14 protein-coding genes and 1 tRNA gene are annotated in these 15460 nt (G+C 59.8%); 5 read left to right on the top strand and 10 right to left on the bottom strand.

Translation table 11 applies throughout. The features are described 5' to 3' along the window. Positions 1-29: 29 nt before the first annotated feature. The 9 genes from L3J03_00075 to L3J03_00035 form a co-directional block, all read right to left on the bottom strand. On the bottom strand, positions 30-1067 hold the full coding sequence (locus tag L3J03_00075; GenBank protein ID MCF6289390.1) for a flippase-like domain-containing protein: 1038 nt from the start codon (positions 1065-1067) through the stop codon (positions 30-32). A 20-nt stretch (positions 1068-1087) separates the two neighbouring features. Continuing rightward, a complete protein-coding gene (gene ubiA, locus L3J03_00070; protein MCF6289389.1) occupies positions 1088-1939 on the bottom strand; it encodes a putative 4-hydroxybenzoate polyprenyltransferase in 852 nt (283 codons plus the stop codon). 112 nt (positions 1940-2051) lie between these two features. Continuing rightward, positions 2052-2627 (bottom strand): UbiX family flavin prenyltransferase, encoded by a 576-nt coding sequence (locus tag L3J03_00065; GenBank protein MCF6289388.1) that lies wholly within the window; start codon positions 2625-2627, stop codon positions 2052-2054. Next, a complete protein-coding gene (locus L3J03_00060; protein MCF6289387.1) occupies positions 2624-3313 on the bottom strand; it encodes a ubiquinone/menaquinone biosynthesis methyltransferase in 690 nt (229 codons plus the stop codon). Before L3J03_00060 ends, L3J03_00065 begins: the two co-directional genes overlap by 4 nt. Before the next feature lie 140 nt (positions 3314-3453). Beyond that, the gene (locus L3J03_00055) at positions 3454-4293 is read right to left on the bottom strand and encodes a menaquinone biosynthesis protein (GenBank protein MCF6289386.1); all 840 of its coding nucleotides are present in this window, start codon (positions 4291-4293) and stop codon (positions 3454-3456) included. An 8-nt stretch (positions 4294-4301) separates the two neighbouring features. After that, a complete protein-coding gene (locus tag L3J03_00050; GenBank protein MCF6289385.1) occupies positions 4302-5618 on the bottom strand; it encodes an amidohydrolase family protein in 1317 nt (438 codons plus the stop codon). A gap of 23 nt (positions 5619-5641) precedes the next feature. Further along, the gene (mqnC, locus tag L3J03_00045) at positions 5642-6700 is read right to left on the bottom strand and encodes a dehypoxanthine futalosine cyclase (protein MCF6289384.1); all 1059 of its coding nucleotides are present in this window, start codon (positions 6698-6700) and stop codon (positions 5642-5644) included. Positions 6701-6952: 252 nt separating this feature from the next. Further along, entirely contained in the window at positions 6953-8047 is a 1095-nt protein-coding gene (mqnE, locus tag L3J03_00040; GenBank protein MCF6289383.1) for an aminofutalosine synthase MqnE, read from the bottom strand. Between the two features lie 170 nt (positions 8048-8217). Beyond that, on the bottom strand, positions 8218-9561 hold the full coding sequence (locus tag L3J03_00035; protein MCF6289382.1) for a sigma-70 family RNA polymerase sigma factor: 1344 nt from the start codon (positions 9559-9561) through the stop codon (positions 8218-8220). Positions 9562-10019: 458 nt separating this feature from the next. Between L3J03_00035 and malQ the strand changes: the two genes are divergently transcribed. The 3 genes from malQ (at position 10020) to L3J03_00020 (ending at position 12311) form a co-directional block, all read left to right on the top strand. After that, on the top strand, positions 10020-11573 hold the full coding sequence (gene malQ / locus L3J03_00030; protein MCF6289381.1) for a 4-alpha-glucanotransferase: 1554 nt from the start codon (positions 10020-10022) through the stop codon (positions 11571-11573). 11 nt (positions 11574-11584) lie between these two features. Continuing rightward, complete coding sequence (locus tag L3J03_00025; GenBank protein ID MCF6289380.1) at positions 11585-12178, top strand: flavodoxin family protein; 594 nt, start codon at positions 11585-11587, stop codon at positions 12176-12178. 57 nt (positions 12179-12235) lie between these two features. Beyond that, positions 12236-12311, top strand: a tRNA-Glu gene (locus L3J03_00020). A gap of 103 nt (positions 12312-12414) precedes the next feature. Here the strand turns inward: L3J03_00020 and L3J03_00015 are convergent. Then, positions 12415-13008, bottom strand: coding sequence for a DUF502 domain-containing protein (locus L3J03_00015; protein MCF6289379.1), 594 nt, complete (start codon positions 13006-13008; stop codon positions 12415-12417). 40 nt (positions 13009-13048) lie between these two features. On the opposite strand from L3J03_00015, the gene L3J03_00010 reads away from it, so the two are divergent. Together L3J03_00010 and L3J03_00005 are read left to right on the top strand one after the other, a co-directional pair. Then, positions 13049-13261: a hypothetical protein gene (locus L3J03_00010; protein MCF6289378.1), complete on the top strand. Its 213-nt coding sequence runs from the start codon at positions 13049-13051 to the stop codon at positions 13259-13261. A gap of 269 nt (positions 13262-13530) precedes the next feature. Next, complete coding sequence (locus tag L3J03_00005) at positions 13531-15324, top strand: KamA family radical SAM protein (protein MCF6289377.1); 1794 nt, start codon at positions 13531-13533, stop codon at positions 15322-15324. The last annotated feature ends 136 nt before the right edge of the window (positions 15325-15460 follow it).

Genomic DNA, 15460 nt, shown 5'->3' with positions numbered 1-15460 from the left:
ACCATTTAACTGATAACTATTAACTTTTTTCACCGCCCACCGTCCTCTGTCCTCTGTCCCCTGTCCTCTGTCATCCGTCTTCTGTCATCCGTCCCCCTCAGCCCGCCCTTAAAGGCATATACCACCCCGCCGCCCAGGCCGACAAAGATCAGAAAAAAGGTGGTGAGCAGCGACAGGGCCAGGGCCTTGTCCGGGGTGGTATAGTTGGCAAGCAGAAAGAGAAAGGTCGCCTCCCGGACCCCGATCCCGTTCACCGACGGGGCCACGGTGATCATCAGGAGAATGGGGACCAGGAAAAAAAACAAGGAAAACGGAATGTCAAGTCCCAGGCCACGGGCCAGGAGATAGGTTGTCGCCACGTATGAGACCTGGCCGATGATGGTAAGCAGGAAACAGCTGGCCACGATCTCCCGTCGGCCCCGGTAATGGTGCATGGCCAGATAGATCTGGCGAAGTTTCTCCAGGATAAAGAGCGGGACCAGGGGGACCCGGGCAGTGCTTAACACCCGGGCCATCCGCTGGTTGAAAAGGATGAACGCGGCCACACAGGTAACAACGATGATCACCCCCAGGCTGCCCAGAATCCGGGGCGGCACCAGGCTTCTGTCAAAGAACAGCACCGCGGCCGCGCCGATCAACGCCAGGGTGGCCAGGCCGAACAGCCGGTCGACCAGGACCGCGCTGAAGGCGACCAGGCTGCGATTGGTGTTGCGATAGAGATAATAGGCCTTGACCATCTCGCCGCCCAGGGAGGAGGGAAGCACATTATTGAAAAACAGGGCAATGATGTTCACATAATAGGCATTGCCCAGGGATATCCGGGTGTCCTGGGCCTTGAACACCAGTTGGAGGCGAAACGCGGTGGAGACAAGGCCGCCCAGATAGGTCGCCACGGCCATGCAGAAAAACCGCGGCTCCACGGTAGCGAGATGGTTGAACACTGCCGGCAGCTGTGCCCGGAACAGATAAAAAACCAGGCCGATGGCGCCGAAGCTGACCACAAAGCGCAGCACCTGGGGCAACCAGTTCTTTTTCTTTTTGCCGACTTTCTCCTGGTTCAGGTCCATGGTCATAATACCGGCGGAACTCAGATGACCAGGGCCAGCCAGGTGGCCACGAACAGGGTAAGGCTGATCAGTCCGTTCAAGGTGAAAAAGGAGAGTTGGATCCGGGACAGGTCCCTGGGGTTGACCACCATATGCTGGTAGAAAAGCGCCGTGCCGGTAAAGAGAATACCGATGTAGTAGTAAAAATTCAGGCCGGTCAGGACCCCGGTGGCAATGAACAGGGCAAAGGCCAGGACATGGGCCAGCACCGCCAGCCGAAAGGCGGCCCGGCGCCCGAAACGGGCCGGTAGTGAAAAAAGCCCGGCGGTCCGGTCGAAGTCAGCGTCAAGACAGGCATAGACCGCGTCAAACCCGGCAACCCAGAAGACCACCCCGGCTGAAAGCACAAAGGGATAACCAACCAGGCTGCCCTTGACCGCCACCCAGCCGCCCAGGGGGGCAAAGGCCAGGGCCAGGCCCAGGACCAGATGACAGAGCCAGGTAAACCGCTTGGTCAGGGAATAGAAAAAGGTCAGCCCCAGGGCAAAGGGCGCGATGATCAGGGTCAGCCGGTTGAGGTTGTAACAGGCAAGGAAAAACAAGGCCCCGGCCAGGATGACCATGGCCCAGGATTCCCCTGGCGAGACCGTTGCCGCGGGCAGGGCCCGGTCCGCGGTGCGGGGATTCTTTTTATCGATGTCCCGGTCAACGATCCGGTTGAAGCCCATGGCCGCGGTCCGGGCCCCGATCATTGCCAGCACCACCCAGCCGAAGACCGCACCAGAGGGCACCCCGCCGGCCGCGAGAAAGGCGCCCATCAGGGCAAAGGGCATGGCGAACACCGTGTGTTCGAACTTGATCATTTCCAACAGGATGGCAATCTTACGCAACATCGGTAACCGGGTTCCGGTGAAAGGGATATTTTTTGAATTCAGCACTCATTCTTTTGTCCTCTGCCCTCTGTCTTCCGTCTTCTGTCTTCCGTCCTCTGTCCTCTGTCTTCTGTCATGCCCCTTTCCAGCGGTTATTGAGCGGGACCTCCAGACCGAGGAGGTCCCCGAGCCGGCCGGCAAAGAAACGGGCCATCTCGGTCAGGTCCCGCGGGTGATGGTAAAAGGCGGGCATGGGCGGGCAGATCACAGCGCCGGCCTCGTGGGCTGCCAGCATGTTCCTGATATGGGTACGGTTGAACGGGGTCTCCCGAACCGCCAGCAGCAGGGGCCGCCGCTCCTTGAGCATCACGTCCGCGGCCCGGTGGATCAGATTGGCGGAGATGCCGCTGGCAATGGCCGCCAGGGTGCCCATGGAACAGGGCAGCACCACCATGGCGTCGAACCGGCTGGAGCCGCTGGCCATGGCCGCGGCAAAATTATCAACCGGATACCAGGCCGTGACCGCATCGCCCAGATCCTCGGGGGAGCAGCCAAGCTCCAGGTCCATTACCTTGCGGCCGGCATCGGAGACGATCCCGTGCACCTCCACCCCGAGCCCCTCCTGCATCAGCCGGGCAAACTCCCGCGCATACAGGGAGCCGCTGGCACCGGTTATGGCCAGGATTATTTTTTTTTCCAACCCGCTCATTTGACCCCCACGTAGAGAGTGACGATCCCCATGGTCAGGGGCCGGCAATAGGTGACGCTAAACCCGGCCCGGTCCATCATGGCCAGCAATTCCTCGGGCTCGTAGAACTCGGCAATGGAACTGGCCAGGTACTCATAGGCCTCCTTGTCGCCGGATACCAGCCCGGCCACCCGGGGCAGGATATTGTTCAGATAAAAGTTATAGACCGGCTTGACCACTGGATTGCGGGGCCGGGAGAATTCGAGAATCAACAGCTTGCCGCCCGGCCGCAGCACCCGCCACATCTCCTTGAGCCCCTGGGGGACCCGGGCCAGGTTGCGAACGCCAAAGGCCACGGTCACTCCCCAGACGCTTTCGCCGGCAACGGGGATCTCCTCGCCGTCGCCGCAGACCGGCATGATCCGTTGTTCCCGGCCGTCCCGCCTGGCGGCCGCGGGCATGCTGTTAATGCCGCTCCGCAGCATCTCCTCGCAGAAATCAACCGCCAGCACCCGGCGACCGGGCGCCTGCCGGGTGAGTTCCAGGGAAAGCGGCAGGGTGCCGGCGCAGAGGTCGAGTACCGCCCCGTGAGGAAACTCCTTGAGCTGCCGGGTGGTCAGCCAGCGCCAGTAGCGATCGATCTGCATGCTCAGAACCGAATTAAGCAGATCATACTTCGGGCTGATCGCGGCAAATTTCTGTTTCACGAATTTTTTCTTGGCTTGTTCCGCTGTCTGCATATTTTTTATATTTTTCCACTTGCCCGCCTTAAACCTCATGCACAGGCGGGACGGCTTTCATAACCATGGTTCCGGGTCATGGGTTCTCAAATGAAAAAACCCTTGCCTCAGCCAAAAATCTTCAGTGGTAATGCCCCGGGGCCAGCCTCGTTGCGCTTGATAAGATACCCGAAATAATGGCTGAGCGCCTCCTGCTTGCGCAGACCCAGATCGTATTCAATCCCTTTCAGGTAGTTGTGGCAATCCTCCGGATCCATGGGAATCCGCGGCGCCACCAAACGGCTGATCTCGGCCAGTTGTTCCCGGCCCTGGGCCACACAGCGGCGCAGTTCCCCATGGATCGCGCGTACCTCGTCCGGATAGCGGTCACAGAAATCCTCCCGCACCACCCAGAGGGCAAAGACAAATGGCAGCCCGGTCTGTTGCCGCCACACCTCGCCCAGGTCGAGCTGGACCGGATACCGGCCTGAATCGCGTAACAGCAGGGCATCGTCGCCAATGGCCAGCACCGCGGCCGGGATCGTTGGGCCGGAGGAACGGGCCACCACGTCGCCGGTATCATAGACCGGTGTCACCCGGTAAAACTCCTCCAGCACGATCTTGACCAGGCTGGCCGAGGTCTGGGACTGGCTGCTCAACAGGACCAACCGGCCGTCCAACTCGGCCGGCTCGCACTCGGCAAACAAAAAAACACTGCCCACCCGGCCCGAGGAACTGATTGAGAGATCGGCCAGCACCCGGTAGCGGGCGGCATGGATTCCATATTCATGGGAAGAGACCAGGCCGATATCAAGTTCGTTGTCATACAGCATCCGGCACAGGACACTGGGCGGGGCCTCGATCACCCGCCAGGCCGGCTGCCGGACCGTCCGCTGCCACACCTCGTACAAGGGCGCGGTATTGATAAAGTTGACCATCCCGATCCGGGCCCGGGTTTGTTGCTCCATATTTCCTGCTATTCCTCGATCCATGTGCATTGAAGCGACGCCCCGGTTGCGGTCAGATAATCACAGACCTGATCAACGGCGGTCACCCGGTCATTGGCCACGGCAAGAAACCGGGCCGTGCGCCCCGGGGCCAATCTACCCCATTGGCCGGCCAGACCCAGGGCCGCGGCCCCGTTATTGGTGGCCATGGCAAATATTGCCGCCGGCTCCACCCCGGGATGGTCCTGCCGGAGCAGGCGCATTTCCTGCCAGAGGTTCAGCCGCGGATTGCTGGCCAGGCTGTCCGTGCCCAGGACCGGCCGGATCCCGGCGTCAAGCAGGGCCGGCACCGGGGCCTTGCCCACTGCCAACTGCCGGTTGCTCCCCGGACAGAGGCAGACCCCGGCCCCCCGGGCCGCCAGGATGTCGATATCCGCATCGCTTACCTGTACCGCATGTACGCAGAGGGTATCCCGGTCCAGGAGCCCCAGTCGATCCAGGTAGGCCACCGCGCCGACCCCGGGTACGGTGAATGAGCCATACCCGCCGGACCGCTCAATGAGAAAATCATGCATCGGACCGGTGCCGGAACGCAGAAATTCCTCCTCAGCAATGGATTCAGCCACATGCAGGGAAAAAAGCCCGTTCCGGACCGCGGCCCGGGCCTTAAGCTCTTGAAGCAGCTTCGGCCCGGTTGCATAGGGGGAATGTCCGGTGACCGCCAGATCAGGTCCCAGTGCGTCCGGCACACCGGTGGCCGGCCGGGCATCCCGGCCGGCCAATCGTTGCAGGGCCGCCTGTTCCCCTTCCCGGCTGATCCCCAGCAATTCGAGCAGAAACATGACCTCCACCGGCAGGCCCTGCCCTGGTTCATTGCCAGCCTGCATGTTGCCGATATCGACCACCAGCCCGACCCCGCTCTTCCGCAATCCGGCAAGCGCCCGGGTGGCGGCAGCGGCAACGGTGGCGGCCAGGGAGTCGCCCAACCGCGCCGCCGTCTGCCGGCGCAGATCGATCAGTTCACGGATCCAGTCGGGAAAGCTGCTCCCCGGTTGCACCGGCCAACGGCCCAGGCCGGCGAGACAGGATAGCTCAAGATGGGCATGACAGTTGATCAGGGCCGGGACCAGGATGGCCTGTTCATGGTCGACCACTACAGTTAAGGGATACTCCCTGGCCAGGTCGGCAAACCGGCCCACCCCCCTGATAATCCGGCCCGCGACCAGGACCGCGCCGTCATTGACCACCGCCGGCTCACTGCTCTCCGCCAAGGCGGTGACCAGCCACGGGGCCCGATGAAGACGGGTCGTAACGGAACTCGAAAAATCATGGCCGGGGGAGATCATCGATAACTCATGGGGCAGGCCCTTCAGTGTTCCACCAGGGTATAATCCATGGTCCGCTGTCTGGGCTCGAATCCCGCCTCTTTGACCAGGTCCCGGATCTCGGCCTCGGACAAACGGAAGCTGACCCCGGCCGCGGCCACCACGTTCTCCTCAATCATGGTGCTGCCGAAATCATTGGCCCCGAAAAAAAGAGAGAGCTGGGCGATCTTCGGTCCCTGGGTTACCCAGGAGGCCTGGATATTGGGAAAGTTGTCAAGAAAGATCCGCGACCAGGCCAGGGTCCGCAGGTAACTGAAGGCAGTGGCCTTGTCAATATCGGCATAGGCGGTATTGTCGGGCTGGAACGGCCAGGGGATAAAGGCGGTAAAGCCGTTGGTCCGGTCCTGCAGGTCGCGCAGCCGGACCAGGTGCTCCAGCCGTTCCTCAATGGTCTCGATATGGCCGAACATCATGGTGGCCGTGGTCCGCATCCCCAGCAGGTGCGCCTCCTCCATCACCCCGATCCACTGATCGGCAGTGCACTTGCGGGGCGCTGCCGCGCTGCGCACCCGGTCGGAAAGGATCTCGGCGCCGCCGCCGGGCATGGAATCGAGCCCGGCGGCCTGCAGCCGCACCAGCACCTCGCCGACCGAAAGCCCGGACAGGTTGGCGAAATGACAGATCTCCGGCGGCGAAAAGCCGTGTATGTGGATCCGGTGCTCACCCTTGATATGGCGAAGCATCTCCTCGTAGAACTCCAGGGGCTTGTCCGGGTGGAGCCCGCCCTGGAGCAGGATCTGGGTGCCGCCCAGCTCCCTGGTCTCCTTGATCTTCTCGCCCAGTTCGGCAAAGGAAAGAACCGTGCCGGTCCCATCCTCCGGGGCCTTGTAAAAGGCGCAGAACTTACAGGCTGAAATGCAGATATCAGTGTAATTGATGTTGCGGTCAATTACATAGGTGACCATCGGCTCGGGGTGGAGCCGCTTACGGACCGCATCGGCCAGAAAGCCGAGATCATAAAGATCGCCCTTGTCCGCCAGGACCAGGGCCTCTTGCGGGGAGATCCGCTCACCCTGTAATACTTTTTCCCGAATCGTTTCCATTGAATCCATTCCAGCCTATATCCAACATCCGGACACTATTCATAAAATAAAGGGGTGCTGAGTGCTGAGTGCTGAGTGCTGAGTGCTGAGTGCTGAGTGCTGAGAAAGATTATAACATGTTGTTACCATTAACAAATAACTATCAACTTTTTCCACCATCATCTGTTATCTGGCTCCAACTCATTGCTCGTTACTCAGCACTGTTTTTTTCACTGTCCTCTGTCCTCTGTCCTCTGTCATCTGTCCCCTGACTCAATACCTTGCCAGCACCTTGTACAGGGTGTCCCGCTCCACCGGGACCCGGCCCGCCTCCTTGATCAGCCGGATCAGCTGCTCGCTGCCGATCGCCTGGTCGGTCTCGGCGCCGGCCATATGGGTGATGACCTCCTCCTTGACCGTGCCATCCATGTCGTCGGCGCCAAAAGAGAGGGCCACCTGGGCCAGCTTCGGCCCGATCATCACCCAGTAGGCCTTGATATGGGGGAAGTTGTCGAGCATGCAACGGGCCACGGCCAGATTCTTGAGATCAAGGATCCCCGAGGTCTTGGCACAGTCGGACATCCCGGTATTCTTGGGATGAAAGGCCAGCGGGATGAAGGCCAGGAAGCCGCTGGTCTCGTCCTGGGCCCGGCGAAGCATATCCAGATGCTCCAGCCGCTCCTCAATGGTCTCGATATGGCCGTAGAGCATGGTGGCGTTGGTATGCAGCCCGACCCGGTGCGCGGTCTTGGCCACCTCGAGCCAGCCCTTGCCAGAGAGCTTCCGTTCGCAGGTCTTCTCCCGGATCCGCTTGCTGAACACCTCGGCACCGCCGCCGGGGATCGAACCCAGGCCCGCCGCCTGCAACTCGATCAGGGTCTCGGTGACCGGCTTGCCGGCAAGCTCGGCCAGATGGGCGATCTCCACACAGGTAAAGGCCTGGATATGAACATCGGGCCGCGCCTCCTTGATCGCCTTTAACAGGTCAAGGTAATAGCTGTAGGGCAGATCGGGATGGATGCCGCCGACCATGTGGATCTCATTGATCGGCTCGGCCAGCCGTTCCCGCACCTTGGCCGCCACCTGGTCAACGCTCATCTCATAGGCCAGCGGCGAGTCCTTGTCCTTGCCGAATGCGCAGAACTTGCAGAGGTTGGTGCAGATATTTGAGTAATTGATGTGCTGGTTATAGATAAAAAAGGTCTGGTCGCCGTTGAAACGTTCGCGGACGATATTGGCCAGGTAGCCAACTGCCAGGATGTCAGGGGATCGGTAGAGCCGGCCGCCGTCATCAAGGCTGAGCCGCTCGCCGGACCGCACCTTTTCAAGGATATCCCCCAGGCCGGCCTTGACAATCTGTGAATCCATTTTTTTTCTTTCCCGGGTTGGATAAACATGTCCCGCGGCAGGCCGCGCGGCGAGTTCATTATTATTCGGACAGGGTTTTTTATTATGGATATGGCGGTCGCCGCGAACGTGCTGTCCTTGCCATGCCGGAGTGACCTGTTTCGTTGTTCCTGTGCGGCCGGCCCTGCCGGTCAGTCCAGGAAATGCTTCAACTTATCCCGCCGGCTGGAGTGCCGGAGCCGGTTGAGCGCCTTTTTCTCGATCTGGCGGATCCGCTCCCTGGAGACGTTGAACCGCTTGCCGATCTCCTCCAGGGTATACTCGGCCTTTTCGCCGATCCCGAAACGGAGACGGATGATCTTCTCCTCCCGCTTGCTCAGGGTGTGCAGGATGTTCTTGACCCGGCCGGAAAGCTCCCGGTTCTGCACCGCGTCGTAGGGTGATATCGACTCCTGGTTCTCGAGAAAATCACCCAGGGTGCTGTCGTCGTCGCCAATCGGGGTCTCCAGGGAAATCGGCTCCCGGGATGCCTCGAGGATCGCCAGGATCTTGCTCATCGGCAGATCGGTGTTTTTGGAGATCTCCACCGGGGTGGGCTCCCGGCCCAGTTCCTTGAGCAGGGAATAAAAGGCCTTGAAGAACTGGCTGCGCAGTTCGAGAAAATGGACCGGCAGCCGGATGGTCCTGGTCTTGTCCAGGATCGCCCGGGTGATCGCCTGGCGGATCCACCAGCTGGCATAGGTGGAAAACTTGTTGCCCTTGGTGTAGTCGAAACGGAACACGGCCCGCATCAGGCCCAGGTTGCCTTCCTGGATCAGGTCGGCCAGGGTCAGCCCCTGGTGCATGTACCGCTTGGCAATACTGACCACCAGCCGCAGGTTGGCCCGGATCATCTCGTCCTTGGCCGCCTCGATGGAGCGGACATAGGCCTCGACCCGGGCCTGAATCTCCAGGAGGCCGATCCCGGGGTGGGCCTGCACCGCCTTGGCCACATGCCCTTTCATGTAGTTGAGCTGCTGCTTCTTGGGCTTTAACGAGGGATCCCGTTTCTTCCAGAGTTCGATCCGTTCCTTGAGCGCCTCCATCTCAGGGACCCCGGTTTTGTCTTCCTGGATCGCCGCGATGATCGCATCAAACCCCTCACGGATGGTGCGGCTGTACTTGGCCTCCTCCTCCGGGGTCAGCAGATCGAACCGCCCCATCTCCCGGAGATAGGTGGTGGTGGTCTCTTCCTGCTCGTGTTCCTCGCCAGCGGCCATGGAAACGATCCCAGCGGCGGAATCCTTGCCCGCGGCCAGGTCCTCGGCCGCATGCCGCTGAAAATCCTCCCATTTCTCGCCGCTCAGGGTTCGCCGCTGGCCGGATTTTTCCTCGCAAACGATCTCGATATTGTTCTTGCCAAGAAAATCAAAGATCTCCTCAATGGCGTTGGGTGCCTTAATGTCGTCGGGCAGCAGTTCATTGAGCAGGGCAAAGGAAATACATCCCTCATCCTTTCCAGCATCTAATAATTTCGCCTTAATATTAGCTAGCACGAAAGGTCGCTCCTTTAATCATATTGCGGGCGGCAGTGGTCCGGACCGGCCCAGTGGAGTCCAAGGCGTTGCCTGCCGAAGAACCATTGGCAGAGAATAAGACCATGGAAATTGAGGGCCTGGTGTTCAGGCGCGTATGGAGGGTTTGAATATCTATGGCGAATCTGGCTCGCATTTCCGCTTTATAGGCGCCCAGGAGATTACCCGAAAAAAAAGATTGTGCGCAACTGGCGGCAGGAAGGGTAAGCCCTGCCCGGTCCGCAACAACAGCGGCAGACGTAAAATGTTTGATTATATCCAATCCCGGCAGAAAAACAAACAAAAAATTGCCGTTAGCAACCAGCCCGGCCGGACCCGGGCCGGCAAGCGGAAGACAGGTGACAGGGGACGGCACGCAAGTTATACTGGTGTAGTATCTGACCTCTGACCTCTGACCTCTGACTTCTGATCCCTGAAATATGCAACGCGGCAGCGGCATCCTTTTCCATTTCACCTCCCTGCCCGATCCCTACGGCATCGGCTCTTTGGGGAAACAGGCCCATTGGTTCCTGGATTTCCTCCAGGCGGGCGGTCAGCAATACTGGCAGTTTCTGCCCATCACCCCCACCAGTCCGATATTCGACAACTCGCCCTACATGAGCCTGTCGGCCTTTGCCGGCAACCCGCTGCTGATCGACCCGCAGGGGCTCGTTGTCTCCGGTCTGCTCGACAAGACCGACCTCGCCGTCCCGGAGTTTTCCGAATACCTGGTGGATTTTCCCAGGGTGATCGCCCTTAAGACCAAACTCCTTGGCCGGGCCTTTGCCGCCTTCCGCATTGATCCGGACCCGGCCTTTGTTGACTTCCGCCAATCCCGGACCTGGCTGGCCGATTATGCCCTGTTCATGAGCCTGCGGGAAGAAAACAACTTCGCCCCCTGGTACCGGTGGCCCGGGCCGGAGGCCCGCCGGAGACCGGAGGCCCTTGACCGGGCCCGGGACCGGCTGGCCGAGCGGATCCTCTACTATCAATTCGAACAATTTGTTTTTAACCGCCAGTGGCAGTCGCTGCGCCGGGCGGCCCAGGAGAAAAAAATAACCCTGATCGGCGATATTCCCATCTACACGGCCCTGGACAGCGTTGACGTCTGGACCCACCAGGAGTTCTATAAACTTGACCGCCAGACCCTGACCCCCACCCACGTTGCCGGGGTGCCGCCCGATTATTTCAGCTCCACCGGCCAGCGCTGGGGCAACCCGGTCTACTGCTGGCATGACGACCAGGGCCGGATCAACCATGCACTGGTCAACTGGTGGCAGGAACGGTTCAACCATATCTTCTCCGGGATGGATATGGTCCGGATCGACCATTTCCGGGGCCTTGAGTCCTATTGGGAGATCCCGGCCGCTGAAAAGACCGCGATCAAGGGACGCTGGGTGCCAGGCCCGGGACTTGCTTTTTTTGAGGCCCTGGATTTAAAAAAAATGTCGATCATTGCCGAGGACCTGGGGGTCATCACCCCGGAGGTGGAAGAACTGCGCGACGCACTCGGCCTGCCTGGGATGAAAATCCTCCAGTTCGCCTTTGACTCGGACATGAGCAATCCCTATCTGCCCCATAACTATAAGACCGGTAACTGCGTGGTCTATACCGGCACCCATGACAACGACACCTCGCTGGGCTGGTATCTGGGCGATAAATGCTCGGCCAGGGCCGGGGCCGCGCTCAGGCGCTACGCCAACAGCAACGGCAATGACATTGCCCGGGACATGGTCCGCATCGCCCTGGCCTCGGTGGCCGACCTGGCGATCATCCCGCTCCAGGACCTGCTCGGATTCGGCAGCGACTGCCGGATGAACACCCCGAGCACCATGAAGAACAACTGGCGCTGGCGCTGTGCTCCCCGCTTCTTGAACAACCAACTCTCCGCGCGCCTGCAGGACGATACCGGGTTCTACAACCGGTTGCCGGATAAGACAGGTAACACCGACCAGCCAACCGGTTCCAACACACCCGACCAGGAGCCCTGGTAAGGAGACACCTTATGGATGTGCTCGCATTTCTCGGCAGTCCCCGGAAGGGCGGCAACTCGGAAGTTCTGCTCAAGGCGATGCTCAAGGGCGTGGAAGCGGCCGGCGGCCGGCCGGAGATCATCCGGCTCTGCGATCTTGACATCTCAGCCTGCACCAGTTGCGGCGACTGCGACAAGACCGGCGAATGCGTGATCAAGGACGACATGACCCCGCTCTATAAAAAAATAATCAACACCCGGCTGATTATCCTGGCCTCGCCCATCTTCTTCTACGGAATCACCGCCCAGGCCAAGGCCTTTGTCGACCGGACCCAGGCCCTGTGGAACCGGAAACGGCTGGCCAAGGAAAAAGGGGCGTGGCGGCAGGACCCGGAACGGCGGGGTTTTTTTCTCTCGGTTGCCGCCACCAGGGGGGAGCGGGTCTTCGAAGGCGCGGTGCGGTGCATGAAATACGCCTTTGACGCCATGGACATGCGCTATGACAACCAACTGCTGGTCCGGGGCCTTGACCGGCGCGGGGAGGCCAAAAAGGCGGGGCGGTTTCTGGCCGCGGCCGAAGAGGCGGGCCGGAACTTTATCCGCAGGCAGAACGTGCACGTGGCATAAGCCTTTTTTAAGTTTGACAAAAAACAGCGCATCATATATAAAGTGTTCCTTCATTACGGCCCCTTCGTCTAGCGGTCTAGGACGCCGGCCTCTCACGCCGGTAGCACGGGTTCGAGTCCCGTAGGGGTCACCAGAAACGACAAAAGGAGTCAACTCATCCGGGCTGACTCCTTTTTTTGTTTGCCGGTTGCCGGGCAAACCCGGTAATCCTGTGAGTGGTTACCATTGTCCGGCACTCAGCACTGTTTTTTTCTCCCACTGTCCACTGTTTTTATCGTCCTCTTATTTCCGGCTTCTGAAATGCCGCCGGAGACCACGAACGACATCACATCACCCGGGTCGGCGTCCAGGGGAAAGACCCGTTCGTTGGGAACCACCACCAGGTTGCCGGCAAAATTGTAGGACTGGGGGAAATAGACCGCCATCCTGCCGCTGATGCCGATATGCTCCAGATTATCCCGGGTGATGAAGCCGACGGCCTGAATTCCATTGTCCGCGGAGAGAGAAACCAGGACCGGCCGGTTGAAGCTTTTTTTATCACCGACAAAGGCGTTGACCAGATCCTTGATCGAGGAATAGATCATCTTGATCAGGGGCAGCCGGGTAAAGAGAGTTTCAATCAACCGCACCAGCTTGCGGGTCAGAAAATTGGAGGCCACGAAACCCACCAGGGTGATGAGCAGCAGGGTGGCCGCCACCCCCAGTCCCGGGGTGGTAAAATTAAACAGATGATCGATTTTCAGAAAAATCACGGTGATTACATAGATGGTAACCACCAGGGGCACGAGCACCAATAACCCTTCCAGAAAATACCGACTCAGCCTTTTCATATCCCTCCCCTCTTCATTGGTAACTGATCACGGGGCATGAATGATGATCGTCAAGACCAGTAACCCCCGCACCGGCTTGATCGCCATTGTATCCATCCCAAAAGGAATGTCAAAGCCTTACCAGAAGAGATCCGTTTTGAGACCGCCTGGTACTCGTAAAATCCACGCCAATGAGATGCGGCCCAACCCGCTGTTTCCGCTCTCCTCGATTCAAGGCAACCCTTTACAAAAACGTCATGCCCTGGCGCGTTGAAGGAGCAACCGGCAAGCAACCGAGCCGCCGGAGTCCCCTTTGGATCTCAGCCTCAATCCAACCCGGGTTGTCAGTTGCATCAAAATACGGTATATTTTTTTGTTGCAGACCAAAAAAGCGTTTTTTTTGGGAAAAACCTTCCCAAACCTCCCGGACCAACGGTCCTGAACGATCAATTACGACCGCTGTCGTTTATAATCAGCGGCTGGGCTTGGTTGCCGTCCTCAGCGGCGCCCCTACCCAGGCATGTGCAACAGAAGGTTATACGTATGCTTAATCCGGCAATGTACACTCCTGAACACCTTATATCAAAGGCCCGGGAAATTTTCGCCCTGGCCCGCAACTCGGAAAATGTCGACGATCTCCGCCAGGCCCTTTCCCGGCATGCCCACCGGGTCGCCTTTGCTACCTTTAACGACTACGACTCATTTTCCGAGGGCTCCATTATCCGGGTGCGGGACTGCGCCGACGTGCTGAACCGGATCCTGGCCCGCCGTTCGGAAGACCGGGCCGGATTCTCGGTGGCCGAGGCGATCCGCGACATTGCCCGGGACAAACCGCGCCCGGATCTTACCCCGGCATTCTATGCCGAACTGCTCTACCTCTTTCTGGGCCTCCAAGGCAGAGGTCCGGGCCGCAAACTGGTGGATCTCCACCTGGTGCCGACCCGGCTCAAGGGCAGAAAGGCGGCCATTGAACGGTCGCGCCAGTTGGACGAACTCTCGATCGAGGTCGAGGCGCAGAAGGCCAGATTTCAGTCGGGCCTGGCGGACAAGGCTGTCCTGCGCCGTGAAAAACGGCGAGCCCGGATCCTGAAAACGCTCAAGGCCGACAAAACAGACTGGCACAACTGGCAGTGGCAGGCCGACAACGTGCTCCGCGACCCGGAGTTGATCAACCAACTGCTCAAGCTGTCCGATTCCGAACGACAGGCGATCGAGTCTGCCCGGGCGCAAAAGCTGCCGTTCGGGATTACCCCGCATTACCTGTCGCTGATGGACGACGCCCTTAAGGCCGGACGGGACCGGGCCATCCGGGCCCAGGTGATTCCGCCGCCCAGTTATGTGGAGCAGATGGGGCTTCCGGGCCGCAAGGGCAAATGTCTGGATTTCATGCGTGAGGCCGACACCTCGCCCGCTGATCTCATCACCCGCCGCTACCCGGCCATCTGTATCTTCAAGCCATTCAATACCTGTCCCCAGATCTGCGTCTACTGCCAGCGTAACTGGGAGATCAACGACGCCATGGAGCCCGGGGCCATGGCCTCGGACGAGGCCATCAAAAAAGCCCTGCGCTGGATTAAAAAACATCCGGCCATCCACGAGGTGCTCCTTACCGGCGGCGACCCCCTGGCCATGCCCGATAAGGATATCAGACGGATCATGGACGGGCTTGCCGCGATTCCGTCGGTGGAACGGATCCGGATCGGCTCCCGCACCCTGGTCACCATGCCGATGCGGATCACCGACTCCCTGGCCGACCTGCTTGCCGCTTATCTGGTCCCGGGCAAAAGACAGGTGGCGGTTGTCACCCACATCCAACATCCCTACGAGATCACTCCGGATACCGTGACCGCGGTACAGCGGCTCAAGCGCCGGGGCATCTCGGTCTACAACCAGCTGGTCTACACCTTTTTTGTCTCCCGCCGGTTCGAGGCGGCCTTCCTGCGCCGGAAGCTGGCCTTGATCGGGGTCGAGCCCTATTATACATTCAACACCAAGGGCAAGGAGGAGACCGTTGAATACCGGGTGCCCATTGCCAGGCTGCTCCAGGAACAAAAGGAAGAGGCCCGGCTCCTGCCCGGCATGGCCCGCACCGATGAGGCGGTCTACAACGTGCCCGGACTGGGCAAGAGTTATCTCCGCGCCAGCCAGCACCGCGACCTGATCTCGATCCTGCCGGACGGCGCCCGGCTCTACGAATTCCATCCCTGGGAGAAAAACATCTCCAAGATAACCTCAACCCACACCAGCGAGGACGTGCCCATTCTCGACTACCTGAAACGGCTGCATGCCATCGGCGAAAACCCCAGGGATTACAAGACTATCTGGTACTATTACTAACCCCCTTCCCGTAAGGTTTCGGTAAACCCCGTACGTTTGAGGTTGGACCGGGAAAGGGGTTTTCTTATAGCGAACGGTGTAGCGGACCCTGAGCCGCAGCCGTGACGGCAAAAGCGGAATTTGAAACAACTTCGGC

It is taken from the genome of Desulfobacterales bacterium (assembly GCA_021647905.1).
Taxonomy (GTDB): Bacteria; Desulfobacterota; Desulfobulbia; order Desulfobulbales; family BM004; genus JAKITW01.
Note: the sequence above shows the minus strand (reverse complement) of the source record. Positions and strands in the feature narration are given on the sequence as shown.

Excerpts from the sequence above, each read along its gene's own strand:
- L3J03_00075 (MCF6289390.1), bottom strand. The coding sequence starts at position 1,067 with ATGGACCTGAACCAGGAGAAAGTCGGCAAAAAGAAAAAGAACTGGTTG.
- ubiA (MCF6289389.1), bottom strand. The coding sequence starts at position 1,939 with ATGTTGCGTAAGATTGCCATCCTGTTGGAAATGATCAAGTTCGAACAC.
- L3J03_00065 (MCF6289388.1), bottom strand. The coding sequence starts at position 2,627 with ATGAGCGGGTTGGAAAAAAAAATAATCCTGGCCATAACCGGTGCCAGC.
- L3J03_00055 (MCF6289386.1), bottom strand. The coding sequence starts at position 4,293 with ATGGAGCAACAAACCCGGGCCCGGATCGGGATGGTCAACTTTATCAAT.
- L3J03_00050 (MCF6289385.1), bottom strand. The coding sequence starts at position 5,618 with ATGATCTCCCCCGGCCATGATTTTTCGAGTTCCGTTACGACCCGTCTT.
- mqnC (MCF6289384.1), bottom strand. The coding sequence starts at position 6,700 with ATGGAAACGATTCGGGAAAAAGTATTACAGGGTGAGCGGATCTCCCCG.
- mqnE (MCF6289383.1), bottom strand. The coding sequence starts at position 8,047 with ATGGATTCACAGATTGTCAAGGCCGGCCTGGGGGATATCCTTGAAAAG.
- malQ (MCF6289381.1), top strand. The coding sequence starts at position 10,020 with ATGCAACGCGGCAGCGGCATCCTTTTCCATTTCACCTCCCTGCCCGAT.
- L3J03_00025 (MCF6289380.1), top strand. The coding sequence starts at position 11,585 with ATGGATGTGCTCGCATTTCTCGGCAGTCCCCGGAAGGGCGGCAACTCG.
- L3J03_00015 (MCF6289379.1), bottom strand. The coding sequence starts at position 13,008 with ATGAAAAGGCTGAGTCGGTATTTTCTGGAAGGGTTATTGGTGCTCGTG.
- L3J03_00010 (MCF6289378.1), top strand. The coding sequence starts at position 13,049 with ATGATGATCGTCAAGACCAGTAACCCCCGCACCGGCTTGATCGCCATT.
- L3J03_00005 (MCF6289377.1), top strand. The coding sequence starts at position 13,531 with ATGCTTAATCCGGCAATGTACACTCCTGAACACCTTATATCAAAGGCC.